The sequence below is a fragment of the Streptomyces sp. NPDC016851 genome, assembly GCF_055562795.1.
On sequence record NZ_JBVHEP010000006.1, the window covers coordinates 78,937 to 104,221 of the forward strand.

A 25,285-nucleotide genomic window follows, 5' to 3' on the forward strand; every position below is an offset into this window, starting at 1 on the left:
GTAGGGGATCGGGTAGTCCTCCCCCTGCGCCGAAGCGGCCCCGGGGACACCCTTGGAGCCATGCTGCAACTCTCCGGGCCCCACCTCCCGGACCCCGACGCCCGGTACGGCCCGTTCCCGCAACCACCCCTGGGAGCAGGCCACCTGAGCGTCGAGTACGACCCCGAGCCCTCCGCCGTCCCCGAGGCACGCGCGCAGGTGCGCAGGCAGCTGGAGGGCTGGGGGCTCGCGGAGCGCGGTGAGGTGGCGGACGTGGCGGAACTGCTCGTCGGCGAACTGGCCACCAACGCCTTGGTGCACGCCGAGAGCCGCTTCAGGCTCACGCTCTTCGCCGCGCACGGCGTACTGCGCTGCGAGGTGGCCGACACCGAGCGCCGCGTACCCCGGGTGCTGGACGCCGGCACCGGGGAGAACGGCCGTGGAATGTTCCTGGTGGACGCGCTGGCCCAGCGCTGGGGCTGCCACCGGGACGGGCCGGGCAAGACCGTGTGGTTCGAGCTCGGCACGTGCGGATCGGACGGCTGTGGTCGGCGACAGCCGTGACGCTCCGCTGGTCGGGCCTTGGCGGTATGCCCAGCCGCCTGGGCCCGGCTTCGGTCTGCGGGCTCGTCGTGGCCGTTCGCGCAGTTCCCCGCGCCCCTAGGGTGACTTCGCTCAGGCCCTCTTGTCGGCCCGGCCTCATTGCGGTTTCTTGACCCTCATGGCGGACACCACAGGAGACACGACGGAGAACGCGGCCCACGAGCCCCCTCCGATGCGTAAGGCGAGTTGGAAGTACATCGGTCCGGGCATCGTCGTCGCGGCGACCGGTGTCGGCGCGGGCGACCTGGTCGCCACACTGATCGCGGGCAGCAACTTCGGCTACACCCTCCTGTGGGCCGCGATCATCGGCTGCCTGGTGAAGATCTCCCTGGCCGAGGCGGCGGGCCGCTGGCATCTGTCCACGGGCCGCACGCTGTTCGACGGCTGGGCGAGCCTCGGCCGCTGGACGACCTGGTTCTTCGCCGTCTACGTCGTGGTCTGGGGCTTCGTCTACGGCGCGGCGGCGATGTCGTCGAGCGCGCTGCCGCTCCAAGCGCTGTTCCCGGACGTGATGGACCTGAAGTGGTGGGGCATCGCCTGCGGACTGGTCGGTCTGGTCTTCGTCTGGTTCAACAAGTACGCGGTGTTCGAGAAGGTCATGACCGTCCTGGTGGGTGTCATGTTCCTGGTGACCGTGTACCTGGCGATCCGGGTCACGCCCAACATCCCCGACGCCTTCGCGGGCCTCCTCCCGGTGCTGCCCGACGAGAAGGACTCGATCCTCAACACCCTGGGCCTGATCGGCGGCGTCGGCGGCACGATCACCCTCGCGGCCTACGGCTACTGGGTCAACGCCAAGGGCTGGACCGACACCGGCTGGATGAAGGTCATGCGCCTGGACAACCGCGTCGCCTACGCCACGACCGGCATCTTCGTGATCGCCATGCTCTTCGTCGGCGCGGAACTCCTGCACTCGGCGAACGTCGCGATCGCGAGCGGCGACAAGGGCCTGATCCAGCTGGGCGACATCCTGGAGGACGAGTACGGCGCGGCGACGGCCAAGTTCTTCCTGATCGGCTTCTTCGCCACGTCGTTCACCTCCCTGATCGGCGTCTGGCACGGCGTGAGCCTGATGTTCGCCGACTTCGTGACCCGGCTGTCGGGCACGGGCCAGGCCAAGGGCGAGGAGGTCGCCTCGGGGACCCGCGAACGCTCCTGGCCCTTCCGCGCCTACCTGCTCTGGCTGACCTTCCCGCCCATGATCCTCCTCTTCGAGGGCCAGCCCTTCCGCCTGATCATCATCTACGGCGTCCTCGGCGCGGCCTTCCTGCCCTTCCTCGCCGGCACGCTGATCTGGCTCCTGAACTCCTCCCGCACGCCCAGGGAGTGGCGCAACGGCCCGCTCAGCAACGTGATGCTCGCCGTCGCGGGCCTGCTGTTCCTGGTCCTGTGCGTGAAGCAGGTCTGGGACCAGCCGTGGGGGGAGTTCTTCTAGGGCACTACCGCCCGTAGGGCACTACCGCCCGGCGGGGTGAAGGGACAGGACCGCCCTCACCCCGCCGGCCAGGTCAGCGGTGACTACGGCAGCCCGTGCACATGCGGCCCCACCGCGCTGGACCACGCGTTGCCTGCCGTCGCGTCCCAGTTGGTCGACCAGGTCATCGCGCCCCTGAGGTCCGGATACGTCCGGGGCGGCTTGAACGAGCCGCAGCCCGAGCCCCTGGTCAGGCAGTCCAGGGCGCTGTTCACCACGGACGGTGCCACGTACCCGCTGCCCGCCGCCCGGGTCGAGGCCGGCACGCCCAGGCCGACCTGGGACGGGGCGAGACCGTTCTCCAGCTGGATGCAGGCCAGCGCGGTGAGGAAGTCGACCGAGCCCTGGCTGTAGACCTTGCCGTCGCAGCCGAGCATGGAACCGCTGTTGTAGTACTGCATGTTGACGACCGTGAGGATGTCCTTGATGTTCAGCGCCGTCTGGAAGTAGGAGTTCGACGTCGACTGCATGTCGATCGTCTGCGGGGCCATCGTGATGATCAGCGACGAGCCCGCCTTCGCCGAGAGCGACCGCAGCGCCTGCGTCATGTAGGTCGCGTTCAGACCGTTCTCCAGGTCGATGTCGACGCCGTCGAAGCCGTACGTCCGCATCAGTGAGTACACGGAGTTCGCGAAGTTCGCCGCGGACGCAGCGTCGTTCACCGCCACCGTGCCGCGCTCACCGCCCACCGAGATGACGACCTTCTTGCCGGCCGCCTGCTTGGCCCTGAGGTCCGCCTTGAACTGGTCGACCGTGTAGCCGTTCAGCCCGGCCGAGTCCAGGGTGAAGGTCACCGCACCCGGCGTGGAGGTCGCGTCCGCGAACGAGACGGCGATGATGTCGTAGTGGGAGGGCACGTCGGACAGCTTCTGGACCGCCGCGCCGTTGTTGAAGTTCTGCCAGTAGCCCGTCACCGCGTGCTTCGGGAGCGCGGGGCCCGGGCCGTTCGGCTTGTTCGTGGTCCCGGTCACCGCCGCCGACTTCGGCGACTCGCCCGCCGCGTTCGTGGCCGTGACCTGGAAGGAGTACGAGGTTGAGGCCGCGAGGCCGGTCACGGTCGCCGACGTGCCGGTCACCGCCGTCACCTTCGTGCCGTCGCGGTAGACGGTGTAACCCGTCGCTCCCGAGACCGCGTTCCAGGCGAGGGAGACCGAGGAGGACGTCGTGCCGGAGACGCTCAGGCCGCCCGGCGCGGACGGGACCGTCGGGCCCGGGTCCGTGCCGCCGCCCCCGTCGGGGCCGAACACCGACACGTCGTCCGCGTAGTAGGCCGCCTGCCCGTACCAGCCGTGCGTGTACACCGTCACCGACGTCGTCGACGAACCCGTGGTGAAGGTCGTCGACAGCTGCTTCCAGGAGGCGGAGTCCGGCGTCCAGGTGGACACGTCCGTCGTGCCCGTGCCCGAGACACCGAGGTAGGCGTAACCGCCCCGGACCCAGGCGCCCAGTGTGTACGTCGAGCCGGGCTTCACCCTGACGGTCTGGCTGCACCGGGCGTTGTCCTGCCCCGCCGGGGTCGCCTTCAGCGCCGCCGTGCCGCTGCGCACCGGGGAGGAGACGGTCGTCCCGCTGCCCGCGGAGCAGGTCCAGTCGCTCAGGCCCGACTCGAAGCCGGCGTTCCTGGCGTTGTTGACGTCGGCGGCGGACGCCTGGCCGACGGTCGTGACAGTGAGGGCCAGGGCCGCCGTGAGGGCGCCCGACCACAGCCGCAGGGATCGTCTGTGTCTGGACATGACAAGAAAATGGTCCAGACCAGCGGCACTGTCAAGAGGTCCAGACCAACCTGTCCAGCAGGAGCCCGACCGCACATCCCGCCAGCAGCACGCCGGTCGACATCCACAACGCCGGCCCCGCCGGGTCCAGCACACCCGGCCGCAGCGCCAGCAGCAGCACCTGCGCCGCCGCAGGAGCCGCGCACGCCGCGGCCAGGTGCCGCGCCGGCATCTCCCGCCACGGCTGCGGATGCACCCGCGCCGCCGCCCAGGTGGCGAGCACGACGCACACCAGGTTCGGCAGGTGCACCAGCGCCAGCGCGGCACCGAACGAGCCGACGCCCCGCGGGCCGACGAACGGGCCGTACACCAGCGTCATCTGGACGTACTCGCTGACGACCAGGACGACGATGCCGACGGCCCAGCAGCGTACGAGCGCCATCAACCACTCCCGAAGATCTCGACGTAGAGGAGGACCGCGAAGCCCAGCGCGGCCATGCCGCAGCCCGCGACCAGGGCGAGCGCCTGGAGCACCGGGGACCAGCTGCCCCGGCCCGCCACCGTCGCCGTGCCCTGCGGATCGCGCGGGTCGTAGGTGACGGTGACCCGGGTGCCCTCCGTCGTCGACCAGCCCGCGAGGTCCTCGAACTCGACCGGCGTGCCGTCGGCCGTACGGAAGGCGAAGAAGTGCCGCCGGGCGTCCGAGCGGTGGTACGGCTCCGTCTCCACCCGGACGCACTCGCCCTCCGCCCGCGCCCCGCGCCGCAGCACCCGCGCCACCGTCACCAGGCGCCGCGCGTACTTCCACGACAGCGCGCCGAACAGCGCCACGAGCAGCGCGAGCACGACGTAACCGGCACCCGGCACCTCCATGGCTAGTGCACCTCGACCGAGTCGATGATCCGGTCCAGGTCCCCGTCCGGCAGCGACCCCCGCTGCGCGTCGACCCGGACCGCGAAGGCGGTGTCGGCCGAGTCCAGCCCTGCCAGGATCACGCCCTCGACCGGGGTGCCCTTCGGCGGTCCGCCGTCCTCGCCGGTCGCCTTGAAGGTGAAGTCGATCCGCTTCGCCTCGTCCGCGCCGGCCAGCTCCACGTCCTTCTGGCCCTTGACGTCCGCGCCCATCTGGATGCCCGCCTCGGCGGCGATCGCGGCCTGCTCGGCGGAGTTCGCCTCGGTGAACCCGAGCTGCACGGTGATGACCGAGACCTTCCTGCCGCCCTCCGTGCGCACCGCCGCGGCCGCGTTGTGCTTGCCGCGCTCACCGGCGCTCTGCTCCTCGTACCCCTTCGGATACGAGACGTCGACGCCCTTGCTCCTCAGGGTGCCCCAGCCGTCGGGCACCGAGCCGGCGTCGGAGCTCCCGCAGCCGGTCAGGGCCACGGAGGCCGTCAGCAGGGCGGCGGCCAGGAGGGCACGGCGGGTCTTCATCGGCTTGGACTCCGTCTCGTCAGTTCGCACAGTAGCTGTAGGGAAGATAGGAGCGACCGTCCCCGCGGGGCGCCCCCAGGAACTGGGCGTCGGTCAGCGTCTCCGACTTCTTCTCCGTGCTGATCGTCATGCCCAGACTGAGCCCGAGATTCAACTCGAAGCCGTACTCGGCCGCGTTCACCTCGCCCGTGTACGTCATCCGGCTCGACCTGCCCTTGTCGAACATCAGCTGCCCGAAGGGGTCGTCGGCGCCCGGCCGGGAGGTCGGCGCGTGGTCGTCGAACATGTACTGGAAGGGCGTGGCGATCTGCTCGTTGTTGCTGTCCAGCCACCGCTCGGCGACCGCCCGGTCCGCGTCGCCCCCGGGACCGGGGTCGAAACTGACGGAGTTGGTGACGATCTCGATGCCGGTCTGCGAGTCCGTGCCCTTCACACCGGCGTTCCCGCCCCGCCTGTCGCCGTCCTGCTTGCCGTTGTCACCGCCGGCCTTGGCGCCGTCCTTCTGGCCGCCCTCCTCGACGGTGCGGGTCATGTCGACGCGGACCAGCTTGCCGGTCTTCTTGTCGTAGGTGACCGTGATGGTGCCGGTCTGCGTCGTGTTCGCCGCGTACTCGCCGCTGAGCGGGCCCGCCTCGTAGCCCACCTTGGAGCCGTACTCGATGGACGAGGAGTACGTGTACGACTTGGTGTTCTTGTAGGCGTTGTCCGTCCAGGTGACCTCGGGGGAGTACTTGAAGGTGCCGCCGAGCGCGGCGCTCAGCTTCTTCTCGTCGCCCGCCGAGATCTTCAGGCCGGCCGACGCCGAGGCCTCCAGGCCCACCTTGCCGTAGGTGATCTTCCGGTTGTCGCCCAGCTGGTCCTTGATCCGGTTCTGGGTGTCCTCCTCGTCCTTGAGCGGACCGGTCCCGAAGAGATAGGCGATGCTGTCGCCGAGACTGGCCTCCGCGCCCCCGGGCATGGTGCGCCGCATCTCGTACATCTGCAGCTTCTCCACGTCGTCCCGGAACCGCTGGGCCTCCTCCGGGCTCTGGAAGACCCAGGTGTCGCCGTTGGTCACCTTGATGCCGAGCCCGAGCTCCACCTTGTCGCTGCCGAACTTGCCGACCTTCATACCCGGTGTGAAGTCCTTCTTCGCGGCGACGGACGCGGCGTCCGTGAAGGTCAGGTAGACCAGCTGGTCCTTGCCGTCGACGGCGCCGTCACCGTTGACGTCCGTGTTCGCCTTGATGTGCTGCTCCTGGAAGCCGTACTCCTTGCCGATCTCCCAGAAGAAGATCTTCGCCTTGGAGCCCGCCTTGTCCGTGACGGAGGAGACCTGGCACAGCGCCGGCTCGAAGTCGGCGTCGGTGAGGGGCTTGCCCGGCCCGGGCCCGCCCGAGGCGCAGTCGCCGCCACCGGCCACCTTGCAGATCTGCGCGGCGATCTTGTCGTAGACGAGCTGCCCGACGCCGGTGGCCGAGACGGCCAGGACGATCGCGGCGCTGACGACGACCATGCCGAGGTACTCGGTGCCGGTCGCGCCGCGATCGTCGAAGACCGGTCTGTGCCCGTACGCCCGTATGCCACCCCCGCCGGCCATACGACACCCCTCCTTGCCCGAACCACGTGCCTTGGACGGCGAGAGTAGGTACGCGCACCGGTGGGAGGCGTGGGCCTCAGGGCCCAAACGGAGGCCCACCGTCAACACTGGGCCCTCCGGGACCACCGGCCCGGACCACCCGAGCCCTCGCCCGCGACCGGCAAGATGCTCAACCTGCCCCGTTTTGACGCATCTTGTGCAACGACAGTTGCTCTACAGCTACACAAACGCTGTTCTCCGGCCACAGAGCCGTGGATACAGTGCTGAGGTAGTCACGCAGTGAAGTCACCGAGGTGGGCCGCAGTGGCAAGGCGGCGCGCCGACGGGCATGGGGAAACGGGGAGCTGCGCGTGCCAACTGCCATTGCCGTGACCAGTGCCGACATGGCACTGCCGCCACAGGACGAACGCACCCTGCCCGCCGTCGTGCTGCGGGACGTCGACCGGCGCCCGCTGGAGCAGGCCCTCGCCGACATGCAGACCCTGGTCGAACACCACGGGCATGTGATCGTGGTCTGTTCCCAGGCCGCGCCCCTCGCCGTGCAGCGACGGCTGTACACCCTGCGCTCCCTCATGGAGACCGACCGGATCGCCCTCTTCCATCCCGATCTGCCCCCGCTCGGACTCGCCGTCCTGGCCCGCCAGTTACGACAGCTCGCGTCCTGCGACATCAGCCCCGGCGTGCTCGCCTCGGCGGGGCGACTGCTCGTGCACTACATCCACGCCGGCGCGCTGCTCAACTCCGTCGCCCGGCTCGACCGGGTCCCCGTCGGCCTGAAGTCGCACGCCAAGTCCTGGGTGCCCGGCAGCCAGTTCGGCGTCCTCGCCCACCCCGAGCCGCAGCTCGTCAGGATCACCCCCGAAGCCACCCTGCCCGGCCCCGAGTTCGGCACCTGGATGCTGGTCGCCAAGGGACAGCTCCAGTCCGACTGGGTCACCGGCACCCTCGCCCCGTCCTGGAAGGTGCAGGGCCTGCGCGAGACCCCGCTCCCGGCCGAGTCAGCGGGCTGGTGGGGCACCGGCAAGCTGATCGAGTTCTGCAGTTACCTGCCCGACCTGTCGGTCCTCTACCAACTCGTCACCTCCGTACGGCGGACCCGCTGCCACTGGTGCGGCATCGACGTCATCGGCGACCGCTGCGTGTTCTGTTCGGCCACGCCGCCCGTCCACGACCAACCCCGCCAGAGTCCGCACGAGAACCAAACCCCCGTCGGGTGAGTCCTGAACCACGGGACGCGCCACGGGACTCGTGTCCCGGGGTCCTGGTCCCGGCCCGTACGGACCACCGCTCACACCCATTCGTTTCCGCTCGACCGATATCCCCAATGAGGTTGTACGGTTCATGAACTCCCGTCAGCGCCGCGGCGTGATTCTCCTGCTCCTGTCGGTCGTCTGCGCCCTCGGCGCCTTCACCGGCGTGCTGTCCGTCATCAGCGACGTGAAGTCCAAGGTCGGCCCCGAGGTCACCGCCTACCGGCTCAAGTCGGACGTACCGCCCTACACCACCCTCAGCACGGGCCAGTTCGAGAAGATCAAGATGCCCGAACGGTGGCTGTCGGACAACGCCGTCACCGACCTGCGCGAGATCCAGGGCAAGATCGCCGTGACCACGCTGCAAGCGGGCTCCCTGCTCCAGTCCGACATGATCGTCCGCCAGCCGGCCCTCCAGCCCGGGCAGCAGGAGGTCGCCATCATGATCGACGCGGCGACCGGCGTGGCCGGCAAGATCACGCCCGGTGCCTCGGTCAACGTCTACGCCACCTTCGAGGGCAAGCGCGAGGGCGACCCCGACCAGTCGAAGATCATCGTCACCAACGCCAAGGTCCTCGACGTCGGCCGACTCACCGCGCTGAAACCGGACGAGAGCAACCGCACCCAGCAGCCCACCGACGCCGTCCCCATCACCTTCGCGCTGTCCGCCCTCGACGCCCAGCGCCTCACCTACGCCGAGTCGTTCGCCCAGCGCGTCCGGCTCGCCCTGGTCGCGCCCGGCAGCGACACCACCGTCCCCGAGCAGGACCGGACGTACGAACTCGCGAAGGACAAGTGAGAGGCTCGCATGCCCACGAGGATCCTCCCGGCAGTCGGTGACGCGGACGCGGTCCGGTCGATCACGACGCTCCTCAGCCAGCTCCCGGACGCCGAGCCGGTCGCCCCGGTGGTCGACTCCACCCAGCTCATCGACACCCTCGCGCGGCTGGCCGCCGAGTCCGTCGACGAACTGCCCGAAGTCGTGGTCGTGCACGAGCGCATCGGCCCGGTCCCCGCGCTGGAACTGATCCGCGAAGTCGCCCTGCGCTTCCCGGCCGTCGGCGTCATCCTCGTCACCTCGGACGCGAGCCCCGGCCTCATGCAGGCCGCCATGGACTACGGCGCCCGCGGCATGGTCGCCCTGCCCCTGAGCTACGAGGAACTCGCCAGCCGCGTCCAGGCGGTCGCCCAGTGGTCCGTCGGCGTACGCCGGCACCTGGGCGCCGGCGCCGACGTGTTCACCGGTGTCGGAGGCACGGTGGTCACGGTGAGCGGAGCCAAGGGCGGCGTGGGCACGACCCTGACGGCGATCCAGCTGGCCCTCGCCGCCCAGGCCTCCGGCCGCAGCACGGCGCTGGTCGACATGGACCTGCAGACCGGTGACGTGGCCTCGTACCTGGACGTCCAGTTCCGCCGGTCCGTGGTCGACCTGGCCGCCATCACGGACATCTCCCCGCGTGTCCTGGCCGACGCGGTCTTCCGCCACGACACCGGACTCGCCCTGCTCCTCGCCCCGGCCGAAGGGGAACGCGGCGAGGACGTCACCGACCGCGCCGCCCGCCAGATCGTCAGCGCCCTGCGCTCCCGCTACGAGGTCGTCGTCATCGACTGCGGCGCCCAGCTGAACGGGGCGGGGGCGGCCGCCGTGGAGATGGCCGACAGGGCCCTGCTGATCACGACGCCGGACGTGGTCGCGGTACGGGGCGCCAAGCGGGCGGTGCGGATGTGGGACCGGCTCCAGATCCGCAAGGCCGAGGAGACGACCGTCGTCGTCAACCGGCACTCGCGCGCTACGGAGATCCAGCCGCCGCTGATCCAGAAGATCACCGGCACGGCCGTCGCGGCCACCGCGGTCCCCGCCAACTTCAAGGAACTCCAGAGCGTCGTGGACGCGGGCCGCATCCACGAACTGGAGAGCAAGAGCACGGTGAAGCAGGCCCTGTGGGGCCTGGCCGGCGAACTGGGGCTGGTCAAGGTCCCCGACGGCGCCCAGAAGGCGGGCCGGTTGCGGGGGGACCGGGGGCCGGTGAACTTCCGGCGGCGGAAGGAGGGAGGGGGATGAGAATGCCCGGGTCCGCGAGACGGCGGTCCGTGAGACGGCGGGACGACGGCCAGGTCACCATCGAGTTCCTCGGCATGATGCCGACGATCATCGTGACGCTGGTGGTGCTGTGGCAGCTCGTGCTGGTGGGCTACACGTACACGCTCGCGGGTAACGCCGCGGATGAGGCGGTGCGGGCGGGGACGGCGGCGGAGCCGGGCGAGCGGGACGGCGCATGCCGGGCAGCGGGACTGGACAAGCTGTCGGACGCGTGGAGTGCCGGCGCGAAGGTGGGCTGCACCACCGGTGGCGGCTATGTCACCTCCGACGTCGCACTCGAGGTCCCCGTCCTCTTCCCGGGCACGATCTCCTTCCCGTTCACGGTCAGGGGCCACGCGGGTGCGGTCGAGGAGGCGAAGTGAGATGGCGTACGTCCGTAGAGAGCGCGACCGCGGCCAGGTCGCCATCGAATACCTCGGGTTCCTCCCGATCCTGCTGCTCGTCGCCATGGCGGCCGTACAGCTCGGGCTGATCGCGTACACGGCGCAGCAGGCGGGGACGGCGGCACGGGCGGGGGCGCGCAGTGCGTCGCTCCAGCAGGGCAGCGCCCAACAGGCCTGCACGACCGCGGTCAGCAGCTGGCTGGCCGACGGAACCGACTGTCCCGAGGCGCCGGGAGGCGACGAGGTCACGGTCACCGCCACCGTCGACATCCCGTCCATCGTCCCCGGCTGGGACTTCGACCCGGCACGGAAGACCGCCACCATGCCGCTCGACCACTGAGGCCGTCGGCAACGACCACTGAGGCTGTCGGCAACGAACGAGGAGCACGGGAGACCATGAGCCTGCGAGCACGCATCAACTCCCCGGAGGAGAACGGCAACCGGGGCGAGGACGGCCACATGGTCGCCTCCTACCGGGCCAAGCTCCTGGAGGAGATCGACCTCGCGGAGATGAGTTCGCTGGTCGCCGCCGAGCGCAGGGCGCGGCTGGAGCGGGTGCTCGGGCACATCATCAGCCGTGAGGGCCCGGTGCTGTCGACGGTGGAGCGTTCGCAGCTGATCCGCAGGGTGGTGGACGAGGCACTGGGCCTCGGCATCCTGGAGCCGCTGCTCGAGGACGCCTCCATCACCGAGATCATGGTCAACGGCCCGGACGCGATCTTCGTGGAGCGCGGCGGCCGGGTGGAGCAGCTGCCGATGCGCTTCGCCTCGAACGACCAGCTGATGCAGACGATCGAGCGGATCGTCTCGACCGTCAACCGCCGCGTGGACGAGTCGAACCCGATGGTCGACGCCCGCCTCCCCTCCGGCGAGCGCGTCAACGTCATCATCCCGCCCCTGTCCCTGACGGGCGCGACCCTCACCATCCGCCGCTTCCCGCGCTCCTTCACACTCCAGGAGCTGATCGGCCTGGGCTCGCTGGACGAGCACATGCTGTACCTGCTGGCGGGCCTGGTGCAGGCGAAGTTCAACGTCATCGTCTCGGGCGCGACGGGCACGGGAAAGACGACCCTGCTGAACGCGCTCTCCGGGCTCATCCCCGAGGGCGAGCGCATCATCACCATCGAGGACTCGGCCGAACTCCAGCTCCAGCAGGCGCACGTGATCCGCCTGGAGTCCCGCCCCGCGAACGTGGAGGGCAAGGGCCAGATCACGATCCGCGACCTGGTCCGCAACTCCCTCCGCATGCGCCCCGACCGCATCGTCGTCGGTGAGGTCCGCGGCGGCGAGTCGCTGGACATGCTCCAGGCGATGTCGACGGGCCACGACGGCTCGCTGGCCACCGTCCACGCCAACAGCGCGGAGGACGCGCTGATGCGCCTGCAGACCCTGGCCTCCATGTCGGAGGTGGAGATCCCCTTCGTGGCGCTGCACGACCAGATCAACAGCGCGGTCGACGTCATCGTCCAGCTCACCCGCTTCGCGGACGGCGCCCGCCGCATCACCGAGATCGCGCTGCTGGAGAGCCACGGCAGCGAGCCGTACCGACTGGTCACGGTCGCCCGCTTCAACGCCCGGCCCATGGCGGCGGACGGCCGTATCCACGGCGCCTTCGAGTACCACCCCCTCCCGCGCCGCACCGCCGACCGCCTCTACATGGCGAGCCAGCCCATCCCCCAGGCCTTCGGCATCGCCCAGTCCGCGGACCAGCTAGCCACCCGAGAAGCCAGGTAGGAACCGTCCCCATGGAACTGCACACGCTCATCACGCTCACGACCGGCATCACCTTGCTGACCTGCGTCCTGACGGTCATGGGCCTGCACTCCTACGCCATGGGCAAGGCGCAGCGGCAGGCGCTCGTCGACCGCCTGTCGGCCACCGGCCAGATCCAGGTCGGCGGTCGGCGCCGGAACTTCCGCGGGATCGACCGCCGCCTGCGGCGCACCAAGCTCGGCAAGAAACTGGAACTGCGCCTGGCCGCCACCGGCCTGGACATCACCCCGGGTGAGTTCTTCGTCTACATGCTCGCCACGGTGGCGGGCCTGTGGCTGATCGGCCAGGCGGCCCTGGCCCCGTTCTTCGGCCCCCTGGCCGGTCTGCTGGGCATCTGGGTGGCCCTGCAGTTCCTCAACTGGCAGCGGCAGAAACGCATCGAGAAGTTCATCAACCAGCTCCCGGAACTGGCCCGCATCCTCGCCAACGCGACCCAGGCCGGACTCGCGCTGCGCACGGCGATCGGCATGGCCGCGGAGGAACTGGAGGCCCCGGCGGGCGAGGAACTCGGCAAGGTGGCCGACCAACTGGCGATCGGCGCGTCGATGGACGACGCCCTGGGTGAACTGGCGGACCGCCTCCCCTCCCGGGAACTGGTCGTCCTGGTCACCACGCTGGTGCTGTCCAGCCGCGCGGGCGGCCAGGTGGTCAGCGCGCTGCGGAACCTGACGGAGACGCTGGAGGAGCGCAAGGAGACGCGACGGGAGGTCCGCACCCAGCTGTCGCAGGTCAGCATGACCTCGTACGCGGTGCCGGTGCTGGGCGTGGGCTCCCTGTTCCTGATGAACGGCGTGAAGGACGGGGCGCTGGAACGCATGACGGGCTCAGCGTTCGGACAGGGGGCGGTCATCATCGCCTTCTCCCTCTACGCCGTCGGCTTCATCCTCATCCGCCGCCTGTCCCGCATCGACGTCTGAGAAGGCCGGAGCAGAATCATGGGACTTCTTCTCGCACTGGTCATGGGCCTCAGCGTCTGGGGCGCCTTCGCCGGCATCCGCATGTACCGGGCCGAGGCCAAACTCCCCGGCGATCTCGCGCTCGCCCTGGAGGTCGGCTCCACCCGTACCGGCGCGGTGGACTCGCTCATCGACCGCCTGGGCATGCGCTACGCCCCCGCGGTCCTGCGCCTGATGGGCCCCAAGCAGGTCGCCAAGTACCGACGCAAGATCGACCTCGCGGGCAACCCCGGCGGCCTGACCATCGACCGCTACGCCGCCCGCCGAGCGGTCTACGGCTTCCTCGGCGGCGTCGGCTTCCTGGTCTTCCTGATGCGCGGCCAGCTCGTCGTGGCGCTGCTCCTGCTCGCCTTCGGCGCGTTCTGGACGGAGGTCGGCATCTGGGCGGCGATCCGCATCCGCAAGGACGTGATCGAGCGGACCCTGCCGGACTTCCTGGACGTGCTGGCGGTCGTGGTGAGCGCGGGCCTGGGCTTCCGCCAGGCCCTGGACCGCGTCGCCTCGAAGTACGAGGGCCCCTGGGCCGACGAACTGCGCATCACCCTGCGCCAGATGGACCTGGGCATGAGCCGCCGCCAGGCCTTCGCGGAACTGCGCCGCCGCAACGACTCCGAGCAGGTCGCCATGTTCGTCACGGCGTTGCAGCAGGGCGAGGAACTGGGCGCCCCGATCGTCGACACGCTGGTGGCCCTCGCCAAGGACATGCGCCGTACGGATGCCCAGAACGCCCGCCGCAAGGCCGCGCGCGCGGTCCCCAAGGCCACCATGATGATCACCACCTTCATGGTTCCGGCCACGATGCTCCTCCTCGGCGCCGGACTGATCCTCGGCTCGGGTACCGACTTCGGCGTTGTCACGGGCGAGTAGGGGGGCGACACCATGTCGATGACGGGAGAACGCACTGGGCGGCTGCGCCGCCGCCCGAGAACACCGGAGATCACCACCCCACCGGCAGGCACCGTCCTGCCGGCCCACGTCCGCACAGGCGCCCCCGACATCCCGGTGACGTCGGTGACACCGGCGCTGCCGCCGGGGTGGGAGCGGGCGGACGCGCCGGGTGGCAGGGCGGACACGGTCATGCCGGTACCCGTGAACGGCGGTCCGGCCGCCGACGGCGCTCAGCCCCCACCGGGGCCACCCGCACCCGGCAACGAAAGCCGCACGGGTGGTGCTGGCGGTGCCGCTGGGAAGCCGATCCCGGCCGAAGGCCGGGCCAAACCCGCACCGGCACCGGCACCTGAACACCCGGCGATACCCATCCAGATCAACGCACTCCAAGCCATGTGCCGGCAGGTCTTCGGCTTCCGGCTGGCCATGATCGCCCTGGCCACCCCCACCGCCCTCATCAACGCCAACGACGGCCTCCCCACCCGCCTGGTGGGCGCGGCCGTGGTCGTCACCTTCATGACCTCCTACGTCCTGTTCAGGGACTGGGAACGCTTCGGCCCCCTCCTCCTGCGTCATCCCACTCTCCTGGCCGCGGACACCCTCTTCGGCGCCCTCCTGCTCATCTCGGCGGGCCCGGGCAGCACCCTCGCCTACGTCAGCGTCTGCACCCCTCTGCTCGCCGGCCTGGTCTACGGCTGGCGCGGAGCAGCCGTGTTCGCCTCCCTCCAGGCCCTGCTGCTCCTCCTGATCCAGGCGGCGATGGAGGACCCCCAGCCCGGCATCGCCGAGTCGTCCCTCCTGCCCGGCCTCTGCGTCATCGCCGGAGCCGTCGGCTCCAGTCTCCGCAACCTCATGCTCCGCTTCGGCGCGGCCACCCAGGCGCTGACGACGGTCCAGGCCCGCCTGGCCGTCACGGAGGCGGTCGGCGCGGAACGGGCCCGACTGGCCCGCGAGATGCACGACTCGGTCGCCAAGACCCTGCACGGCGTCGCCCTGGCCGCGGACGGCCTGGCGGGCTCGGCGGGCGCCGCCCACATGGACGTTGCCCTGGTGAAGCAGCAGGCCGACCTGGTCGCCCGGTCGGCCCGCCGAGCCGCCGCCGAATCCCGCGAACTCCTGGCGGACCTGCGCCGCGAATCGGACCCCGGCCAGGGCACGGACGTACTGGTAGAACTGGCCGCGCGCACCCGGGACTTCAGCGCCCGCACGGGCCTCCCGGCGGTCTACCGCCCCACCGGTGACCACTCCGTACCCCCCGTGCCACCCGCCGTGGCCCGCCAGCTCCTCACCATCGCCTCGGAGGCCATGGAGAACGCCCACCGCCACGCGGGCCCGACCCGGGTCGACGTCCGCGCGGGCGTCCACGGCGACCTGCTCCGCATCAGCGTCTACGACGACGGCCGCGGCCTCCCGCCCGGAACCACCCTCGAACAACTGCGCCGAGCGGGCCACTTCGGCCTGGTCGGCATGGTCGAGAGGGCCGCCTCGGTGGGCGCCCGCATCCGCGTCGGCCGGGGCGGCCACCCCAAGGGAACGGAAGTCCGCCTGGAGCTACCGCTGGCGGCCCTGACCGCACCCCACGGCTGACCCGGCCGACCACCCATGACCACACCGCACACGTCCCCCACGACACGAGAGGAGGCAGCCGATGCCGGACCAGACGACCCCTCACCCCGGCGCCTCACAGCCGCCACCGCCACAGAACCCGTTCGACTTCCCGCAGCCCGCACAGCCGAGCCGCCTCAGGGTCGTCGTGGCCGACGACAACCCGGTGGTCCGCGCCGGCCTCACCGCCCTGCTCTCCGGCCGCGAGGACATCACGGTCGTGGCGGAGGCGGCCGACGGCCGCGAGGCCTACGAGGCCGCCCAACAGCACCGGCCCGACGTCGTCCTCCTCGACGTGCGCATGCCCGGCGTGGACGGCATCTCGGCGCTTCCGTACCTGGTGCGGATCGCCCCGGTCGTCATGCTGACCTACAGCAGGGAGTCGGAGATCGTCCAGGAGGCCCTCCGCCGAGGGGCGGGCGGCTACCTGGTCCACGGCGAGTTCACGGCCGGTCAGCTGGTCGACGCGGTCAGGGACATCAAGCAGGGCCGGGCCCACTTCACGCCCACGGCGGCGGGAGCGCTGCTGGCCCAGCTCCGGCAGGGCCAGGGCCAGGGTCAGGGCCAGGCTCCGGGGGACTCGCCGCTACCGGATGGACTGGGACAGGCGAATGCGAATGCATACGGAAATTCCGCTTCCGCATGGCCGCATAATCAATCCCAACTACCCGGTTATGCAGCGAGTATGAGCCTCCCGCACGTCCCGCCCCCACCCACTTCTCCAGAAAACCTTTCGCAAGTGCAATCGGATGTGGGACAGTCTTCGTCTGGGTGGACGAGTGGCCGTCCGGCCGCTCCCGACAGGTCGCGGTTCCAGCTGAGTACGAGGGAGGCGGAGATCATGGACCTCATTGCGTCCGGCATGAACAACCAGCAGATCGCCGCCACCTGCTTCATCAGCGAGAAGACGGTCAAGAACCACATCAACCGCATCTTCGCCAAGCTCCACAGCACCAGCCGCTCCGAGGCCGCGGCGAAGTGGCTCGGCACGGCACCGGGCTCACACCGAGGACTGGGGTGACCTTCGGTGACGGAATGGGGGGAGAGTTCGTTGGGCCCGCGCGATTGGGCCCTGGATTGGGCCCTGGGGCCCTCTGGTGGACCGGGGGTTCCGCCGTACGTTTCTGGTGTCGAAAGCGGTACCGGCAAGGAGGAAGCCGGTAACGCCAGTAGCGCCCAAGAGACTTGTACGTCGGCCGGTAGGCGGCCGGCCGGTACCGGAGGGGAACACCACCATGAGCAACTGGATCAACACCACCGTCTCGTACCTGCAGGCCCGCGCCGCTCGCAACGACAAGGGGCAGACCGCGGTCGAGTACCTGGGGATCATCGCGGTGGTCGTGGCGATCGTTCTGGCGATCACGGGTACGGACATCGGCAATTCCATCTACACCGCGATCACGGACCAGATCTCCCAGGTCACCGGCGGCTGATGAGGACCCGTAAGTTCGGCGACGCAGGGCAGGCCTTCCCCATCTACATCATGGTGGTGGTGGGCCTGCTCTTCCTTGCGTTCGCGTACCTTGCGGTCGGCCAGGCCGCGGCAACACGGAACGGCGCGCAGACGGCGGCGGACGCCGCTGCCCTTGCGGCCGCGCAGGACAAGCGGGACCAACTTACGGGCAGGTGGCTGGACAACCTCCTGAACCCGGACCTCTGGGAGGACATCCTCGAGGGCGAGGTGGACGGGCTCGAACCCTCCTGTTGGCGGGCGCAGCAGCTCGCCGACGAGAACGACGCACATGTCGTGGGAGGCGGCTGTGAGCCCGAGTGGGACCCACTGGGCTACGAGGTCGAGGTCAAGACGAACGATCCCGTCGGCGACAGCATCGTCCCCGGTACGGAAGACACGTACGCGACGGCAAAAGCCAGGGCCGTGATCGAGCCGCGCTGTTCCTTGCAACCGCCCGAGGAGGGCAACGACAACGACGAGGACCTGCCAAAGCTCAACTGCGGGGGCAAGAACTGGGACCTCGACGCAGACGATCCCTCGGATCTGCCCGGTCCCGATGACCTCTTCGACGTCCATCTGGCCGACTGACAAAGAACGACGAACAAAGGAAGCGGAACTCATGAGCATTCGGTTCACCACGACGGCCCGCAGGGGGATGGCCGCAGCGGCAGTTGCGGTCAGCCTGGCCCTCGGTGTGGCCGGCTGCAGCAGCGGGGACGACAAAGGCGGAGACGCGTCGGCGTCCGCCTCAAAGGACAGCGGATCGAAGCCGAGTGCTCAGGAAGGTCAGTCGGAGGAGCCACTGGCTGAACTCAAGGGACAAGACGGGCTGCTGCTTTCCATCACTTCGGCGGAGCGTGATTCGGGGGGCTTCGTCACTGTGAACGGTGAGCTGAAGAACGATGGTTCCCAGAATGTCACCGTGCCAGCTGCGGTGAGGGGGAATGAAACCGAGGTCCTCCAGAACGGCATGTCCTTCGGTGGCGCCACTCTTGTGGATTCCGAGGGAAAGAAGCGTTACTACGTGCTGCGCGACACCGATGGCCGGCCCCTCACGACCACGGGCTTCACGAGGGTCAAGTCGGGTGACTCGATGGCTGTCTTCATGCAGTTCCCTGCCCCTCCGGACAGCACGACCGAGGTGAGCTTCCAGCTCCCGACGTTCGCCTCCGGCACTATCAAGATCTCCGGCTGAGGCAGACCACCATGACCCACACCCGGACCCGAGCCCCACGCCTGACGGTCGTCCTCACCGCAGCCTCAGTCATGGTCGCCACGAACCTCTTCGGCGCCGTATCCGTCCATGCGGCCGACGGCCCGAGCTACCCGCCGGGCACCGAACCGAAGGCGAGCGCGCCGGTGAAAGTCGACGCGAACGACCCCGACCTGAAGCTGGTCGACGGCGCGACTCTCGCGGAGCCCAAGATCCTCGACATCAAGTCCGTCATAGAGGACCAGGGAGGCGAGGAACGCCGCGAAGACACCAACTCGGACGTGAAGTTCGCGCTGCAGGCGGAGGTGCTGTTCAGCAAGGACAGCGCGAAACTCAGCGGTCGGGCCAAGGCGCGCATCGCTGACATCGCCGAAGAGATCAAGGCGCAGAACGCGCAGAAGGTCCGCGTCTTCGGCTTCACGGACAACCTGGGTTCGTCGGCCCACGGTGACGTGCTGTCCCGCCAGCGCGCGTCGGCCGTACACGGTGTCCTGGACGACGAGCTCGCGGACTCGGGCATCACGTACGAGGTGCGCGGCTACGGTGAGCAGTACCCGATCGCGGACAACTCCACGGAAGCGGGCCGCAAGAAGAACCGCCGTGTCGAGGTCTCCTTCCCGCGCACGGAGAACTGAGTCACCAGCCCCCACTCACCCGGGGCCCGTCTCGCGCCACCGCAGGCAGGGACGGGCCCGGGCCCTGCGGTTCAAGTTGGGCCAAGGGTGGGCCCGGGGGCCCATGTGTCAGTGTTCGATTTTCCATAACCTCAGCCGGGTGCCCGTCTTGAATGCCCGCCCGCTGAACTGAGGTCACGCATGTCCGGTGCCGGTAACTCGATACCTCCGACCGGGATTTGGAGTGCACAGAACACCCCCTCCTGGGACCGGCGTTCGCCGTTGCCACGCGAACTGGGCTGGGTGCAGGTACTCCTGTGGGTGCAGTTCGCGCTGACGGCGCTGTACGTGGTCACCGTGCTGTCGGTGGTGACGTACTACTCCGGGGAGATCCTCGGGATCCTGGTGTACGACTCGCTGCCCAGCCTGGCGGGGATCTACCTGGCCCGGCGCCTGTGGCGTGGCGGGGTGTGGACGAGCCGCGCACTGATCGCCGTACAGGCGTGGATCGTGTGGCTGTCGCTCGGCACGCTGTTGCACGGTGACCTGCGGGGCTTCACGCAGGCGGCGATGCCGGTCGCGGTCATCGTGCTGTTGCGTCGGGCCCGGTCGCGAGAGTGGTTCGAAACCCCTCCCCAGGGCAGGGAGGAGCGCCGGGCGTTCAACCTGGCGAGGATGATCCGCTGGCGGCGGGACGAGGGCCAGACCGCGGTGGAGTACGCGGGGCTCATCGCGGTCGTCGCCGCGATCATCGTCGCGCTGTCGGTGGGCGGCCTCGGCGGACGCATCGCCGACGGCATCCAGTCGGCGGTCTGCTCGGTGACGGGCACGGCCTGCCCCGCTCCGCAGGGCGATGGCACCGAGACGGGTGCGGCCGGGGACAACAACGACGATGCGCAGCAAGACGGTTCGGACACCGGCACCGGCACTGGCACCGACGGCGGCAACGACGCGGACCCGGACGGCGGCGCGAACGCGAACGCGGACGATGGCGCGGGGGCGGACGGCGCCGGGGGCGCGAACGGCGAGACAGGTACGGAAGGCGACTCGGGCACCCAGGCCGGTCCCGGTGGCCAGGAAGGCACGAGCACCGGCGGTGCTACAGGCGGCAACAACACCGACGGCGGTCCGGCCTGGTCGACTCGGATCATCACCTACGAGGGCGCGGGGACGAACGACACGGTCCCCCTCGCTCCGGGGCCGTTCGACGAGAGGTCGCTCTGGGACGACGTACACGACCAGGAACGCCACGACAGGACGTTCATGGACCACGTCCGTGGCTTCTTCGTGGCCCCGACCAAGAGCTTCCTGGCCAGCACCATGGACGTCGTCAGCGACCCCGTCGGCTCGATCAAGGACAGCTGGAACGGCCTGAAGGGCTACACCACGAACTGGTGGGGCGACAAGTCCGACGAGCTGGGCAAGGAGTGGGACAAGGGGAACTACGTCTCCTCCGTATGGGGCTGGGTCAACTCGCCCGAGGACTTCGTGTCCGACCTTGCGACCGACACGTTCGTGGACAAGGAGAACTGGGAGAAGGGCAACTACGGCGCCTCCATCGGCAACACCGTCGTCGGCGTCGTCGGCATCTTCAGTCCGAAGACGATCACGAAGTTCACCAAGTTCAAGAAGCTGGCCGAGGTCGGTGAATCCCTCGACAAGGCGGCGGACGCGGCGGAGAAGGCCCGCAAGGCGGCGAAGGCGGGCGACTTCGCCGGCGCGAAGAAGGCTGCGGACGAGGCCCAGAAGCACGCCGACGAGACCAAGAAGAAGGCCGAGAAGAACGGCAGCTGCACCATCGCGTTCGGGCGCGTCCCGTACGGGGGTGGGAGCAGCCTGCGCGGAGTCCCGGGCAACGGCACCGGCGTCCTGGCGGCCCCGCAGGGCGGCCGGATCGTCGTCGCCGCAGGAGGCGGCAAGGAGTGCACAGGCGACGACGCCGACGACGCACGCCAGGCCCAGCAGGAGGCTTTGGATGCGCGGTCCGACCTGCTGCGGGAGCAGATCAAGGCCCACAAGAAGCTCCCGGGGGACGAGAAGGTCAACCTGCAGGAGGCCCAGCTCGAGAACCTGCTCAGGCGGGCCAAGGACGACGTCGACCCGAACTCCAAGGACATCAGCAAGAAGGAGGCGGCAGACGCGATTGCCGACGTCTCGGAGCTGCTGGAGCAGAAGAACATCCACAATGGCAGCCGGCAGAAGCTCGCGTCCAAGGTGCTGGGCTCACGGGACAAGGACGGGCTCGCCCAGAACCTTGCCGAGGTGCACGCCACCAAGCGGGTGGCGCAGAACGAGGCGGCGGACGGCAGCACGGTGTACTCCGACATTGGTGACGGCCCCGATCGGAAGAAGGGCGATCCGTCGGTATGGCCGGACGGCCTGGGAGGCGAGATCGACGTCAGGGGCATCCCGGACGCCGACGTGGCTTACCGTGGCAAGGACGGCAAGGTCCATGTCGTGGAGGTCAAGAACACGGGGAATGCGACGACCAAGGGCTCCATCGCCACTCAGATCGGCAGGTTGGGCAAGTGGCAGAAGGCGGAACCCGGCCGGGTCGCCCGCTACGAGATCGCCTCCACCAAGGGGTGGCAGAAGATCTTCGACGGGTTCAAGCCCGTGAAGCGGGGCGAGGAAGCTCCTACGGGAACCCCGGCCTCCCGCATGGCCCAGGACGAAGTCGGCGCCCGCATCGCCGGCCAGGAGGTGACTCCTGCGCAGCTCAGGGCGATGAATGACGCCTGGAATGCCAAGAGCGAGGCTGAGAGATACGACGCTCTGCGCTCCGGCAAGATGAAGGACCCGAAGACCGCGATGGAATACCTGGGGGCCTCATGACGGACGACGAGGAGCACGCGGAGGCTCAGGAGGACCGTACAGCTGCGCTCCTCGATGAGTTGGAGGCGGCGATCGCCGCCCTTCCGCCGAGAACGAGCGGTTGGCCGGACGAGCTGGAGGATCTCTGGGAGCGGGCCCAGGACGAACCGGGTCTCCCGCTCACCGACGGGCAGCGTCAGCACTTCGCGGCCCGGCGGGAACGTTTGGGGGCGTCGAACAAGGTCCAAGGATTGCTCTGGTCGCTGCGGGAAGCCGTGCGGCGCTGTGAGCCCTTGGATGCCGCCCGGGCCGCCGCGCTTGCCGAGCTGGGCGTACACGCCGGTATGGGCGGCCACGACAGCATCTGGCTTCTCCACGAACTCGGCCTCCCGCACGGCGAGCGGACGCTGGCGCGCCTCGTGAAGGACGAGTCCGTGGGCGAAAGCCACCGACAGGAGGCGCGCGAGTGGCTCGCGAAGCTGAGGGAGCCGGAATACGAGGCGCGGGCGGCTCGTCCTACCGACGGTGAGGAATTGCTCCTGCCCAAGGTGGTAAGGGATCTGACATCCGGGTGGTCTGGCGGCTGGGAGATCGAGAACGAACCGACGCTGGAACGCTTCGCCCAGGCGCGGGCCGTTCTCGAAGCGCTGCTGCCTGACAAACGGTTGGTGTCGGAGGAACCTCCCGTATGGGAGGGAAAGTGGCTGGAGGATGCGGAGGACCGGCCGGCGTGGCTGGAAGTCCACATGGTCCTCGTTCCCCTGATGCCCGACGCCCGACTGGTGACGCGGGAGCGTCTGATCTGGGCTTGGTACGAGTGCGAGCGGTTGGGCATCGACCTGGAGGACACGACCCCAGAGGCGTTCGCTGAGCGGTGGGTCGCCCGAATCGCCGCACACCTGGCACGGGGAATGCTCGAATGGCTGTGGCGCGAGGACTGCTTCGACCCCTGGGCCCAGGACCTCGCCATGCGCTGCATCGACCGGAACGTCGCGGTGGCCGAAGCGACGCGCCTGCTCTCCGAGGCGGCGGAGGCCGGCTACCGTAGCCCGCCGCAGTGAGGGGCTACAGCAGATGGTCGGCCTTGCCCGCCTTGATGTCCCGGATGAGGGTTCGGAGGGCATCGCGGCTGTCGGTCAGGTGGTGCTCCTCCTGTCCGGCGACGGCGATGTAGGCGTTGCCTTCGGTGTCGGTGCCTATGCGGAAGCAGTTGTTGCCTTCGCCGCAGAAAGGGTCCTCCCAGGCGATGCCGGTGGTCATGGTGTCGCCTCCAGAGTTCGCGGGCGATGTTACGGAGGAGGTCACGTGAGGCCGCCGGAGGCAGCGCCGCGTCGTCCATCCAGTCCAAGTGGGCACGGTACTTGGTGAGCTGAGTCTCGGCCCCGGTGAATTCCGGTGGGTGTGCTGAGTCCAGCTGCACGGTGTCCGGTTGGCGCACAGCAAAGACGGCACCGTGTACGTCAAGGAGGTCAAGCACGTCGGCTCGGCCACGCGCAAGGCGGAGTTCGCCAATCAGGTCGAGAGGCTCAAGGAGTGGGCGAGCGAGGAGCCGGGCCGCAAGGCCACCGTGGAGATCGAGACGGCGGACCGCTGGACGTCGGTCTTCAGCGAGGTCAAGCCCGCCCGGAACGGCAAGCCGGCGAGCGACACCAGAACGGCGGCCGGTGAGATGGCCAAGAACGGTGTGGACGTGAAGGTGGCGGGCCAGGGTCTGTCCGCCGACCAGCTCGGCAGGTGCAGCGTGCCATCGACGAGCGGACGGTGAACGGCAGGATGGACAGGAGGAAGATGAAGGACCCGGACAGCGCAAAGGCGTATCTGGGCATCGCATAAGACGAACGAGTGGACGACAGCCACGAGACGCGGCAGGACAGCGGAAATGAGCGAGTCGGACGCGGAGCTGAGTGCCGAGGAGATGTGGGATCCGCAGGTCGCGCGATGGCGTGATCCGGAGGGTGACTACGTTCTGCCCCGCGCCCTTCGAACCTTGCCACAGCCTTGGGACGAGGGCGACTGGGATCGGATCGGGGACCTGCCGCGCACCGATGAGCGGGTGGCGGAGGCTCGGCAGGTGGTGACCGAGCTGCTGGAGGCCCCGGAGTTGGCGCCGGATGTGCCTCAGCCGCCGTCTCCGGGCCTGTTGTGGCACGTGTGGGAGGAGTTCCACCAGGCGGTGGGGGAGAGGATGCCCCGCACGAGCCAGGTGACGTGGGCCGGTGTGGACGAGCTGGTGCGCGAGTGGCGGGGACGGGAGAGGCTGTACCCGCTTCAGCGGCATGTCGTTGATCACGTCGAAGCGGCGATACTCGCCATGATCCCGCGGCTGCGGGACGACACCGCCGACTCGGTGTTCCGCTGGCTGGCCCTGGACTCCGACCCCGGCCGTTTCGCCGACTGGGCGGTGGATATGGCCGAGCGCTGCGTGGTCGAGGACATCGGCGCGGACTCTGCCATCGAGCTGCTGGGCGCGATGGGGAGTCCTGAGGCCAGAGCAGCTCTGGATCGCCTGTCGGTGAAGCCGGGTGGCCCGGCGAGTTGGGACAACGCGGAGGCGGCACAGGGGAAGCTCTTCGATTTGGGGACGGAGAGGCGGAGCGGTAGTAGGCGCGGAAGCTGAAGAAACGGCATCTTCCGTGCATGCACCAAGCCCGGGAACGACGAGAAGGCCGAGCGCTGGTGGTGGTGTCGGCGTCCAAGGCATGTTCCATGGTGAGCCCGCGAGGACGAGAAGGAGCGCGGCACGCCCTTGGAGCGGAACTGCTTACTGTCCTCTCCCGACGTTATGAACCGGTGACGCTCACACCTGCGCACCTGCACTGGGCCTTAGCATCAACTCAGTGGGCGCAGACATAGATGGTGTGATCGAGACTCGCTCGGCCGACGGACACTGGGAGATGGCGGTCGACCTTCTGGACCTGCAACTGGGGCGGGACCACGAGGCGTGGGGGTGTCTTTTCAACTTCGGCGGGACGGAGAGTTTGGATCGTTCGCTCTTTGCCGACCGCGGGCTTCCGAGCGACCCCTCGGATCCGGTACGGGATACCGGAGGCGAGGACTATCAGCACAGCCACACGTATGCCACTTGGGCCGAAGTCGCCGTGGTCGACTGGGACGCCCCGCTCGCCGACGAGCCTGCTTATCACTGGGCGGGCCTGTGGCGGCCTGGTGACGACGGCGAGCTCGTCCAACACGACATCGTGTGGGCCTCAGCCACGCCCGGCCTGGATGAGGCCGCGGCCGATGCTTTCGGCGAGGATGTGTACAGCCCATCGGAATGGCCGCAGGGCGGCGAGGTCCACCTGGACGGCGCCGTGTACCGCCCTGTGATTCTCACAGCGCGGATGCTCGCTCCTCCGGACCAGGCACCCTGGTTCCGGGTCTGGAATGCGATGCGGGACCTCGCCGACAAGCACGGGGACGACAACGTACGTCTGGTCGTCTGGTTCGGTTGACAACGG

The 25,285-nt window shown here is 69.3% G+C and carries 27 protein-coding genes and 1 pseudogene; 21 read left to right on the forward strand and 7 right to left on the reverse strand.

Annotated features, from left to right (window positions below; genetic code table 11):
- Nucleotides 1-60: 60 nt before the first annotated feature.
- Both ACZ3I3_RS11925 and ACZ3I3_RS11930 read left to right on the forward strand, forming a co-directional pair.
- On the forward strand, nucleotides 61-543 hold the full coding sequence (locus tag ACZ3I3_RS11925; protein ID WP_467364345.1) for an ATP-binding protein: 483 nt from the start codon (nucleotides 61-63) through the stop codon (nucleotides 541-543).
- A 157-nt stretch (nucleotides 544-700) separates the two neighbouring features.
- Complete coding sequence (locus ACZ3I3_RS11930; RefSeq protein WP_467364346.1) at nucleotides 701-2,017, forward strand: Nramp family divalent metal transporter; 1,317 nt, start codon at nucleotides 701-703, stop codon at nucleotides 2,015-2,017.
- An 83-nt stretch (nucleotides 2,018-2,100) separates the two neighbouring features.
- On the opposite strand, the gene ACZ3I3_RS11935 is transcribed toward ACZ3I3_RS11930, so the two are convergent.
- Genes ACZ3I3_RS11935 through ACZ3I3_RS11955 form a run of 5 tightly spaced genes read right to left on the reverse strand, consistent with a single transcriptional unit; the run spans nucleotide 2,101 to nucleotide 6,777 of the window.
- Nucleotides 2,101-3,789 carry a chitinase gene (locus ACZ3I3_RS11935; protein ID WP_467364347.1) on the reverse strand — a complete coding sequence of 563 codons (1,689 nt, stop codon included), beginning with the start codon at nucleotides 3,787-3,789 and terminating at the stop codon, nucleotides 2,101-2,103.
- Nucleotides 3,790-3,820: 31 nt separating this feature from the next.
- Nucleotides 3,821-4,210, reverse strand: coding sequence for a hypothetical protein (locus ACZ3I3_RS11940; protein ID WP_467364348.1), 390 nt, complete (start codon nucleotides 4,208-4,210; stop codon nucleotides 3,821-3,823).
- A complete protein-coding gene (locus ACZ3I3_RS11945; RefSeq protein WP_356928003.1) occupies nucleotides 4,210-4,641 on the reverse strand; it encodes a DUF3592 domain-containing protein in 432 nt (143 codons plus the stop codon). The genes ACZ3I3_RS11940 and ACZ3I3_RS11945 overlap by 1 nt, the downstream gene beginning before the upstream one ends.
- A gap of 2 nt (nucleotides 4,642-4,643) precedes the next feature.
- A complete protein-coding gene (locus ACZ3I3_RS11950; RefSeq protein ID WP_467364349.1) occupies nucleotides 4,644-5,198 on the reverse strand; it encodes a hypothetical protein in 555 nt (184 codons plus the stop codon).
- A gap of 19 nt (nucleotides 5,199-5,217) precedes the next feature.
- Nucleotides 5,218-6,777, reverse strand: coding sequence for a hypothetical protein (locus ACZ3I3_RS11955; protein WP_467364350.1), 1,560 nt, complete (start codon nucleotides 6,775-6,777; stop codon nucleotides 5,218-5,220).
- 383 nt (nucleotides 6,778-7,160) lie between these two features.
- Here ACZ3I3_RS11955 and ACZ3I3_RS11960 point away from each other — a divergent pair, with 383 nt between their 5' ends.
- The 16 genes from ACZ3I3_RS11960 to ACZ3I3_RS12035 all read left to right on the forward strand — a co-directional run bounded on the left by ACZ3I3_RS11960 (nucleotide 7,161) and on the right by ACZ3I3_RS12035 (nucleotide 22,888).
- On the forward strand, nucleotides 7,161-7,994 hold the full coding sequence (locus ACZ3I3_RS11960; RefSeq protein WP_467364548.1) for a hypothetical protein: 834 nt from the start codon (nucleotides 7,161-7,163) through the stop codon (nucleotides 7,992-7,994).
- 124 nt (nucleotides 7,995-8,118) lie between these two features.
- On the forward strand, nucleotides 8,119-8,826 hold the full coding sequence (gene cpaB / locus ACZ3I3_RS11965; RefSeq protein WP_467364351.1) for a Flp pilus assembly protein CpaB: 708 nt from the start codon (nucleotides 8,119-8,121) through the stop codon (nucleotides 8,824-8,826).
- Between the two features lie 9 nt (nucleotides 8,827-8,835).
- Nucleotides 8,836-10,089 (forward strand): AAA family ATPase, encoded by a 1,254-nt coding sequence (locus ACZ3I3_RS11970; protein WP_467364352.1) that lies wholly within the window; start codon nucleotides 8,836-8,838, stop codon nucleotides 10,087-10,089.
- Nucleotides 10,086-10,490 (forward strand): TadE/TadG family type IV pilus assembly protein, encoded by a 405-nt coding sequence (locus ACZ3I3_RS11975; RefSeq protein WP_467364353.1) that lies wholly within the window; start codon nucleotides 10,086-10,088, stop codon nucleotides 10,488-10,490. Before ACZ3I3_RS11970 ends, ACZ3I3_RS11975 begins: the two co-directional genes overlap by 4 nt.
- A gap of 1 nt (nucleotide 10,491) precedes the next feature.
- Nucleotides 10,492-10,851 (forward strand): TadE/TadG family type IV pilus assembly protein, encoded by a 360-nt coding sequence (locus ACZ3I3_RS11980; protein WP_150482778.1) that lies wholly within the window; start codon nucleotides 10,492-10,494, stop codon nucleotides 10,849-10,851.
- Nucleotides 10,852-10,907: 56 nt separating this feature from the next.
- Nucleotides 10,908-12,245: a CpaF family protein gene (locus tag ACZ3I3_RS11985; protein WP_399407142.1), complete on the forward strand. Its 1,338-nt coding sequence runs from the start codon at nucleotides 10,908-10,910 to the stop codon at nucleotides 12,243-12,245.
- Between the two features lie 11 nt (nucleotides 12,246-12,256).
- Nucleotides 12,257-13,201: a type II secretion system F family protein gene (locus ACZ3I3_RS11990; RefSeq protein WP_467364354.1), complete on the forward strand. Its 945-nt coding sequence runs from the start codon at nucleotides 12,257-12,259 to the stop codon at nucleotides 13,199-13,201.
- 18 nt (nucleotides 13,202-13,219) lie between these two features.
- Complete coding sequence (locus ACZ3I3_RS11995) at nucleotides 13,220-14,107, forward strand: DUF5936 domain-containing protein (protein ID WP_279544213.1); 888 nt, start codon at nucleotides 13,220-13,222, stop codon at nucleotides 14,105-14,107.
- A gap of 12 nt (nucleotides 14,108-14,119) precedes the next feature.
- The gene (locus ACZ3I3_RS12000; RefSeq protein ID WP_467364355.1) at nucleotides 14,120-15,715 is read left to right on the forward strand and encodes a sensor histidine kinase; all 1,596 of its coding nucleotides are present in this window, start codon (nucleotides 14,120-14,122) and stop codon (nucleotides 15,713-15,715) included.
- Nucleotides 15,716-15,776: 61 nt separating this feature from the next.
- Nucleotides 15,777-16,754 carry a response regulator transcription factor gene (locus tag ACZ3I3_RS12005; RefSeq protein WP_467364356.1) on the forward strand — a complete coding sequence of 326 codons (978 nt, stop codon included), beginning with the start codon at nucleotides 15,777-15,779 and terminating at the stop codon, nucleotides 16,752-16,754.
- A gap of 214 nt (nucleotides 16,755-16,968) precedes the next feature.
- A complete protein-coding gene (locus tag ACZ3I3_RS12010) occupies nucleotides 16,969-17,166 on the forward strand; it encodes a Flp family type IVb pilin (protein WP_150482783.1) in 198 nt (65 codons plus the stop codon).
- Nucleotides 17,166-17,774 (forward strand): pilus assembly protein TadG-related protein, encoded by a 609-nt coding sequence (locus tag ACZ3I3_RS12015; RefSeq protein WP_467364357.1) that lies wholly within the window; start codon nucleotides 17,166-17,168, stop codon nucleotides 17,772-17,774. The genes ACZ3I3_RS12010 and ACZ3I3_RS12015 overlap by 1 nt, the downstream gene beginning before the upstream one ends.
- A 31-nt stretch (nucleotides 17,775-17,805) precedes the next feature.
- Nucleotides 17,806-18,381 (forward strand): hypothetical protein, encoded by a 576-nt coding sequence (locus ACZ3I3_RS12020; RefSeq protein WP_467364358.1) that lies wholly within the window; start codon nucleotides 17,806-17,808, stop codon nucleotides 18,379-18,381.
- Nucleotides 18,382-18,392: 11 nt separating this feature from the next.
- Complete coding sequence (locus ACZ3I3_RS12025; RefSeq protein WP_467364359.1) at nucleotides 18,393-19,034, forward strand: OmpA family protein; 642 nt, start codon at nucleotides 18,393-18,395, stop codon at nucleotides 19,032-19,034.
- Nucleotides 19,035-19,295: 261 nt separating this feature from the next.
- Nucleotides 19,296-21,848 carry a hypothetical protein gene (locus tag ACZ3I3_RS12030; RefSeq protein ID WP_467364360.1) on the forward strand — a complete coding sequence of 851 codons (2,553 nt, stop codon included), beginning with the start codon at nucleotides 19,296-19,298 and terminating at the stop codon, nucleotides 21,846-21,848.
- The gene (locus tag ACZ3I3_RS12035) at nucleotides 21,845-22,888 is read left to right on the forward strand and encodes a hypothetical protein (protein ID WP_467364361.1); all 1,044 of its coding nucleotides are present in this window, start codon (nucleotides 21,845-21,847) and stop codon (nucleotides 22,886-22,888) included. The genes ACZ3I3_RS12030 and ACZ3I3_RS12035 overlap by 4 nt, the downstream gene beginning before the upstream one ends.
- 4 nt (nucleotides 22,889-22,892) lie before the next feature.
- Here the strand turns inward: ACZ3I3_RS12035 and ACZ3I3_RS12040 are convergent, their stop codons facing one another.
- Together ACZ3I3_RS12040 and ACZ3I3_RS12045 are read right to left on the reverse strand one after the other, a co-directional pair.
- On the reverse strand, nucleotides 22,893-23,087 hold the full coding sequence (locus tag ACZ3I3_RS12040; protein WP_467364362.1) for a hypothetical protein: 195 nt from the start codon (nucleotides 23,085-23,087) through the stop codon (nucleotides 22,893-22,895).
- A 91-nt stretch (nucleotides 23,088-23,178) separates the two neighbouring features.
- Nucleotides 23,179-23,304, reverse strand: a pseudogene (locus ACZ3I3_RS12045) (hypothetical protein); the annotation flags it as partial.
- Between ACZ3I3_RS12045 and ACZ3I3_RS12050 the strand changes: the two are divergent.
- The 3 genes from ACZ3I3_RS12050 (at nucleotide 23,257) to ACZ3I3_RS12060 (ending at nucleotide 25,279) form a co-directional block, all read left to right on the forward strand.
- On the forward strand, nucleotides 23,257-23,592 hold the full coding sequence (locus tag ACZ3I3_RS12050) for a hypothetical protein (protein WP_467364363.1): 336 nt from the start codon (nucleotides 23,257-23,259) through the stop codon (nucleotides 23,590-23,592). The pseudogene ACZ3I3_RS12045 and the gene ACZ3I3_RS12050 overlap by 48 nt on opposite strands.
- A 114-nt stretch (nucleotides 23,593-23,706) precedes the next feature.
- A complete protein-coding gene (locus ACZ3I3_RS12055; RefSeq protein ID WP_467364364.1) occupies nucleotides 23,707-24,444 on the forward strand; it encodes a hypothetical protein in 738 nt (245 codons plus the stop codon).
- A 220-nt stretch (nucleotides 24,445-24,664) separates the two neighbouring features.
- The gene (locus tag ACZ3I3_RS12060; RefSeq protein WP_467364365.1) at nucleotides 24,665-25,279 is read left to right on the forward strand and encodes a hypothetical protein; all 615 of its coding nucleotides are present in this window, start codon (nucleotides 24,665-24,667) and stop codon (nucleotides 25,277-25,279) included.
- Nucleotides 25,280-25,285 lie beyond the last annotated feature (6 nt).